Here is a 3719-nt window from a genome sequence, read left to right as displayed (position 1 = left end):
AATTTATCGTAATCAACTATATCTTCATTGGCTAATACATTTGTTGAAAGACAAGTAATTAAAACAGCTACGATTGATATAAATTTATTCATTTGTGCTCCTTAGTATGAGATTCACATAACGCCACATTAAGCGGCAAAAAATTGTTGGCTAAAATGTTGAACGAAGTGAAAACAGCCAACTGTTTTTTGTCCGTTTGAATGCCTTGTTATGCGACTTTTAGATTACCATAAACCGCATAATTATATAAATATTAAAAACATAAAATGCACATTTAAAAAACTCACAGCATTGCGACACACTAAACCGTGAATTTTGAGCCACGAATGAAAAGTGAATTTACCACTTACCTACTTTGGCGAAAAACTATTTAACCAAAAACTGAAATAGATTTATTTACACGTAAATAACCAAGATAAAAAAAAGACAACTACCACAATTACATTTAATCGAATTCGCAATGCCGCATAACGCCCCATTAAGAGGCAAATAATAGTTGGCTAAAATAAGCGACGAAGGAGCAAACAGCCAGCTGTTATTTGTCCTGCTTGAATGGCTTGTTATATGCCTGATACGACTTTATAACCCTTCTCTTTGCTATAAGTTAGCATGAAAACCTTTTTAATTGGGTCATTATATTGAGCGTGACTGGCAACAATCTCATAGCCTGTTTTTTTACAATTAACTTCCTCAATGAACCAACTACCATTTAGAAACTCAGTGATAAGAGTTTTACCATTGATACTTAACTCATGAACTACGTGTTCGAAACCTTTTGTCTTTAGTACCAATTTATAATCGAGATATTTACAATCAAACTGACTTGTTGAAGCAGAGGAATTAAATGCGATGAACGATAACATTATAAGCAAAAATTTCACACGAACTCCTTAGGCATATAACGCCCCATTAAGAGGCAAATGATAGTTGGCTAAAATAAGCGACGAAGGAGCAAATAGCCAGCTGTTATTTGTCCTGCTTGAATGGCTTGTTATATGCACGATAATACTCCGTCAATTCACGGTACAGATCGACATAAACAAAGTGCTCTTGTACTGATAAACTGGAATAATCGCTCCATTGCAATAAGCCAGTACCAGTACACCTATTAAACAATCCAGTGTTACCAACTATAAAAAAGTACTCTCTCCCAACAACAATACCGAGCGAACCGTCAGTGCTATATCGCGTAGAAACACTTGTAAGAGTTTCTGGCTTACCTTTGAAAGTTTCAATTACATCAAAAGAGGCTACAACATAATCACCATCAATTTTAGCTGACAATACAGTCGCTGTGAATATGTGAGAGTTAAGTTCACTGGCAATAATATCGGAGCTAGAAGGTGAGCCACAACTCAAAGCCCAGCTGCTACTAGTAAAGAAAATTGATATTAATGTGATTAACGTACGCATACTTTCCTTAGTGCATATAACGCCTTACTAAGCGGCGCGAAATTGTTGGCTAAAATTGCGAGGAACGAAGCTAGCCAACTGTTTAGCGTCCGTTTGAGTAACTTGTTAGTTGCCTTTTGCAAACTGCCAAAAGTCTCTGTTTGCATATAAAACCCAATTTAAACTTTTTGGCACCATATAGAAATAAAGAATTTCGGTATCGCTTTGAAAAGCATTAAAGTTAGCCCAGTTTAAATCTAGCTGTTCAGTTAACCTTTTAGTTAAACCTGAATCTTTGTATATGCGTTCGAAAGACTCAAAGACAAACACTGTATCGTTATTTTGATACTCTAATAGGTTTGAGAAAACCTGATTAAATTGATCTTCAGATAACCAAGGCTTCAATTCTGAATTGGAGTTTTTAGTGATTTCCCAAAAATTAGAAGTAAGCTTTAATTCTTGGTCATTTTCAGTATCGATAATCGATTTCAAATCATCAAAATTCAACTGTGACTCCTAAGGCAACTAACGCCCACTTAAGGGGCAAAATAGAGTTGGCTAAAATAGGTGAACGGAGTGAACAAAACAGCCAACTTTATTTTGTCCCTCTTGAAGTTCTTGTTATGCGTATTTACCACTACCAGCACATTTTTGAATATGCTCGAGTAGATTAATTTGATTGTTAAATTTACCTAGAAGTTTGAGTCCTGAAATTAAAGCTGTTGCTGTCAATGCAACAGCTTGGTTTTCAAGTGTTTTTACCTCTTTAAGATCAGGTAGATGCCCAATTGAAATACTTTCACCAACAGCATGGTAGTTAATTAGCATTTCCAGATTTCCATGTGAGCTACGACACAAATGAGCATAAAACCCATTATAAACACCAAGCTCACCAGCAAGTTCAAATTTCTTTTTAATAGACAATAGCTTCCTAAGATCTACTTGTTCGCCTTTAACTTTTTTCTTGCGAAAATCAAACGATTTATTCATTTCATCGATATAGTCAATATCATTAATCACACACATGAGATCTACATATGATTCCAAAGCACTCCGGAGAAGAATTGGAGCAGAAGCAATCCGATTTTCTTTTAGTAATAAAAGAGAATCTTGGCATAGCTCAGAAACCCTAGTCATTAACAATGCGACATATTGTTCTTGCTTATTTTTGTAATGAATTTTTGAAAATGCATCAAGCCTAATTGCATTGATCTCATCCCAAACTCGACTATTCAAATGAACCTCTGCTTATACGCATAACGCCCTATTAAGCGGCGAAAAATTGTTGGCTAAAATTGCGAGGAACGAAGCTAGCCAACTGTTTAGCGTCCGTTTGAATAGCTTGTTATATTGCGGTTTTAGCCAAACCTTGATTTATTTTATGTTGCATATAAACCACATGTAACAACGACGTGATAAAAGGGTTTAACCAAAGTTTGTCCCCTTTATTAGAGCCTGCAATTAAATTAATACGATTTCGTACCATAATTATCCACGTTATATCAAAAATAGATGAGATAACATGAAAACCTAATGTGATGTTTAAAATACCCGGTTCTTGCCAATTTGCTAGTGCGTGAATTAACGTAAAAAATGAAATAGTGTATAGAAATATAGTGGTAAAAATAAAAACCTTAGATATCTTTAGCTCAGTATTTTTATTAATTTGGCTAGACAAAAGGTAGAGCTTATATATTAAATATGAGCCAAGACTCAGAATGCAAAGAGCTAAAACCTTTGATACTGACGAAATATCAAAAACGCCCTTAAATCCATTTTTCATTTACTTCTCCAAAAGTGAAAGTACACCAATACTATTTAGCAATATAACGCCCTATTAAGGGGCAAATAATAGTTGGCTAAAATGTGAAGCGGAGCGGAACTAGCCAACTGTTATTTGTCCCACTTGAATAGCTTGTTATGTAATTGGTTATTATGAACTTTACAGTAACAAACAATACTAAAATTTAACAGATTAACGGAAGAAATAAATAACACCCACCGCCTAACATAAACCTAACTGTGAACTTTGAGCCACCAAATAAACGTAAAAAGCGTGACACAAATCTAGCTTTGCGACAAAACTCGTTTTATAGCGAAAAATACCAAGCTACAAAGCGAAAACTCAATGCCAAAAATACTAAACCAACTTGAAAGCACCAAACTTATAAAAAGAATTTACCCTTAAAAGAAGGCGGTACATAACGCCACGTTAAGCGGCAAAAAATGTTGGCTAAAATTGTGAACGGAGTGAAACAGCCAACTGTTTTTTGTCCGTTTGAACGTCTTGTTAGGTGCTTGTTAACCTACGATTTTAGCTGTCGACT

General features: G+C 35.0%; 5 protein-coding genes. All 5 read right to left on the bottom strand.

Annotated elements, in window-relative coordinates:
- Nucleotides 1–560: 560 nt before the first annotated feature.
- The 5 genes from H4J52_RS04710 to H4J52_RS04690 all read right to left on the bottom strand — a co-directional run bounded on the left by H4J52_RS04710 (nt 561) and on the right by H4J52_RS04690 (nt 3175).
- Nucleotides 561–881, bottom strand: coding sequence for a hypothetical protein (locus H4J52_RS04710; protein ID WP_182224288.1), 321 nt, complete (start codon nt 879–881; stop codon nt 561–563).
- A gap of 85 nt (nt 882–966) precedes the next feature.
- On the bottom strand, nt 967–1413 hold the full coding sequence (locus H4J52_RS04705; protein ID WP_182224287.1) for a hypothetical protein: 447 nt from the start codon (nt 1411–1413) through the stop codon (nt 967–969).
- A 105-nt stretch (nt 1414–1518) separates the two neighbouring features.
- Nucleotides 1519–1899 (bottom strand): hypothetical protein, encoded by a 381-nt coding sequence (locus H4J52_RS04700; RefSeq protein WP_008165532.1) that lies wholly within the window; start codon nt 1897–1899, stop codon nt 1519–1521.
- Between the two features lie 114 nt (nt 1900–2013).
- A complete protein-coding gene (locus tag H4J52_RS19860) occupies nt 2014–2628 on the bottom strand; it encodes a DUF5677 domain-containing protein (protein WP_259367817.1) in 615 nt (204 codons plus the stop codon).
- Between the two features lie 109 nt (nt 2629–2737).
- Nucleotides 2738–3175 carry a hypothetical protein gene (locus H4J52_RS04690; RefSeq protein ID WP_182224286.1) on the bottom strand — a complete coding sequence of 146 codons (438 nt, stop codon included), beginning with the start codon at nt 3173–3175 and terminating at the stop codon, nt 2738–2740.
- Between the last annotated feature and the right edge of the window lie 544 nt (nt 3176–3719).

This window comes from Colwellia sp. MB02u-14 (assembly GCF_014076915.1).
Lineage (GTDB): Bacteria > Pseudomonadota > Gammaproteobacteria > Enterobacterales > Alteromonadaceae > Colwellia_A.
The sequence above is the reverse complement of the archived record's forward strand: the minus strand, read 5'-3'. Positions and strand labels throughout refer to the sequence as shown.

Excerpts from the sequence above, each read along its gene's own strand:
- H4J52_RS04705 (WP_182224287.1), bottom strand. The coding sequence starts at position 1,413 with ATGCGTACGTTAATCACATTAATATCAATTTTCTTTACTAGTAGCAGC.
- H4J52_RS04690 (WP_182224286.1), bottom strand. The coding sequence starts at position 3,175 with ATGAAAAATGGATTTAAGGGCGTTTTTGATATTTCGTCAGTATCAAAG.